At 77.1% G+C, this 2,445-nt stretch carries 3 protein-coding genes; 2 read left to right on the top strand and 1 reads right to left on the bottom strand.

Going from position 1 to position 2,445, the window contains the following annotated elements; all coding sequences use genetic code 11:
• Together AC1MIR_RS01795 and AC1MIR_RS01790 are read left to right on the top strand one after the other, a co-directional pair.
• Nucleotides 1-257: hypothetical protein (locus AC1MIR_RS01795; protein ID WP_480026475.1), on the top strand; the 257-nt coding region annotated here is incomplete at its 5' end.
• Nucleotides 258-317: 60 nt separating this feature from the next.
• Complete coding sequence (locus AC1MIR_RS01790; protein ID WP_480026474.1) at nt 318-1,586, top strand: M20 family metallo-hydrolase; 1,269 nt, start codon at nt 318-320, stop codon at nt 1,584-1,586.
• Between the two features lie 6 nt (nt 1,587-1,592).
• Here the strand turns inward: AC1MIR_RS01790 and AC1MIR_RS01785 are convergent.
• Nucleotides 1,593-2,445, bottom strand: an 853-nt coding sequence (locus tag AC1MIR_RS01785; protein ID WP_480026473.1) for an alpha/beta fold hydrolase, incomplete at its 5' end; no start/stop codon positions are given.

The following is a 2,445-nucleotide window of genomic DNA, read 5'->3' as shown; positions in this document are numbered from 1 at the left end:
GGGGGCCGGCGCGCGCGGCGCCCCCCCCCCCCCCGGGGGGGGGGCCGGCCGGGCCCCCGCCCCGGGGCGGCCGGCCCGCGGCGCCGGATGCGCTGGCGCCGATCCGCCAGGCGGTCGCCAGCTTCATCCGCCAGCCCGGCACGCTGGAGATCACCGTGCGGCCGCCCAAGCCCATCGCCTTCGGCGAGATCTCCGCCCTGGGCGGCGATCCGGCGCAGGCGATCGAGCGGCTCGGCATCAGCGTGGTGGCGCGCTGACCGCCCCCGCTTGATCCGGCGGCCCGGGGCGGGCTGGTGGCCGCCGGGGGGGAGAGAACCATGACGGGCGAAGTGCCGGCGCGCGCCGCGGCGGCGGTGGATCAGGCGCGGCAATGGGACCGGCTGATGCGGATGGCCGAACTCGGCGCCATCCCGGGCGACGGCGTGAATCGCGCCTGCCTGACCGAGCTCGACCGCCAGTCGCGGCGGCTGCTGATCGGCTGGGCGGAGGCGGCGGGCCTGACGGTCTCGGTGGACCGCCTCGCCAACCTGTTCCTGCGCCATGAGGGGACGGAGCCCGGCCTCGCCCCGGTGCTGGCCGGCAGCCACATGGACAGCCAGCCCAATGGCGGGCGCTTCGACGGCATCTGGGGCGTGATCGCGGCGCTGGAGGCGGTGCAGGCGCTGCGCGCCGCCGGCATCGCGACGCGCCGCCCGATCGAGGTGGTCGCCTGGACGAACGAGGAAGGCGGCCGCTTCGCGCCGGGCTGCATGGGCTCGATGGCCTATGCCGGCTTCAGGCCCGCCGACACCTGGGATGCGGTGACCGATGGCGAGGGGCTCGCCTTCGGCGCCGAGCTCGCGAAGCAGCTTTCGCTGGAATCGGACATCCCGCGCCGCGGCCTCGGCGTGGTGGAGGGCCCCGCCCCCTTCGCCTATGTCGAGGCGCATATCGAGCAGGGCCCGCTGCTGGAATCGGCCGGCCTCGACATCGGCGCCGTCGAGGGCATCCAGGGCAGCCGCTGGTTCCTGGTGGAGGTGGTGGGCAAGTCCGACCATGCCGGCACCACGCCGCTCGCGCTCCGCAAGGACGCGGTGCAGGACATGCTGCGCGCGATCGCCGCGCTGAACGACCTCACCCGCGACCCGGAGGACGTGCTGCGCTTCACCGTGGGCCGCATCGAGGTCTCGCCGAACAGCTCGAATTCGGTGGCCGAGCGGGCGCGCTTCACGATCGACCTGCGCCACCCGGACAAGGACGTGCTGCTGGCCAAGGGCGATGCGATCGAACGCACCGTGCAGGCGGCGATGACACGCTGCACCGCGACGGTGACGGAGCGCTTCCACGCCCTCCCGTCCCGCTTCGATCCGCTGGTGCCGGGCCTGGTGGAGCAGGCGGCGCGGGGCCTCGGGCTTGGCGTGCGGCGGATGGCCTCCGGCGCCTTCCACGATGCGCAGTTCCTGGCCCAGGTCTGCCCGGCGGGGATGATCTTCGTGCCCTGCCGCGGCGGCGTCTCCCACCATCCGAGCGAATACAGCTCCCCGGCGCAGCTCGCGGCCGGGGCGCGCGGGCTGGCGGCGGTGCTGGCCGAGCTGGCGAACCGGTAGGCGCCGCTACGCGCCGGCGCGCGCCCGCCCGCGGCGGCTGATCGCGGCGCAGAGCGCGGCACGATGCGGCGGCCGGATCATGCCGAGGTGATCGCCGCCGACCGGCACGATCTCCTGGAGGTCGCAGCGGGCCGCCCAGCCGAGATCGCGCGGCATGCCCGGCCGCTTCTCCTCGGGCAGGAACAGCACGGCGGGAATCGCCGTCGGCTCCGGGGGGAGCGCGAACCAGCGCCTGATGGCGTTCTCGCGCAGGCTCAGCTCCAGCTCCCGCCAGAGCCGGAGCGCGGTGACGCCGGACGGCGGCGCGGCCGGCCGCAGCCGGGCGGCCCGACGCGCACGCGCCGGCGTCTGGCCCGCACGCCGGAACTGCCAGCGCAGCCGCCTGACAAGGCCTTCGCGGAGGCTCTCGCGCGGCGCCGCGCGCTCCGCCTGCGGCGCCTCGGCGCCGGCGCGGCCGAGCGGCCCGCAATCCAGCACGAGCAGGCCGCGCACCGGCCGGCCACGTGCGGCCATCAGCCGCGCCAGCTCATAGCCGACGGCGGCGCCGTAGGAATGGCCGAGCAGGATCGGCGGCTGGCCCTCCGCGACGGCGTCGAGCGCCTGATCGAGCAGCAGCCGCGCATCCACGCCGACCTCGGCGCCGCCGCGCGCGAGCGCGCGCCAGGACGGGTAGCGCAGCGTGGCGAAGTCGAGCTCCGGGCAGCCCTCCCGAAGCCGGGCGAGCGGCTCGCTGTCGCCGCCATTGCCGGGCAGCAGCAGCACGCGCACCCCGCTCGCCGCCCGGCGCGGCGCGGCGAGCGCCGGCCCCCACCCCGGCCCCGGGCGGGCCCGCCGCAGCCCCCGGCCCCCCCCCCCGGGC

This window comes from Falsiroseomonas sp. RANM36 (assembly GCF_056682175.1).
Note: the sequence above shows the minus strand (reverse complement) of the source record. Positions and strands in the feature narration are given on the sequence as shown.

Bases quoted from the DNA above. Each gene is read 5' to 3' on its own strand.
- AC1MIR_RS01790 (WP_480026474.1), top strand. From the start codon at position 318: ATGACGGGCGAAGTGCCGGCGCGCGCCGCGGCGGCGGTGGATCAGGCG.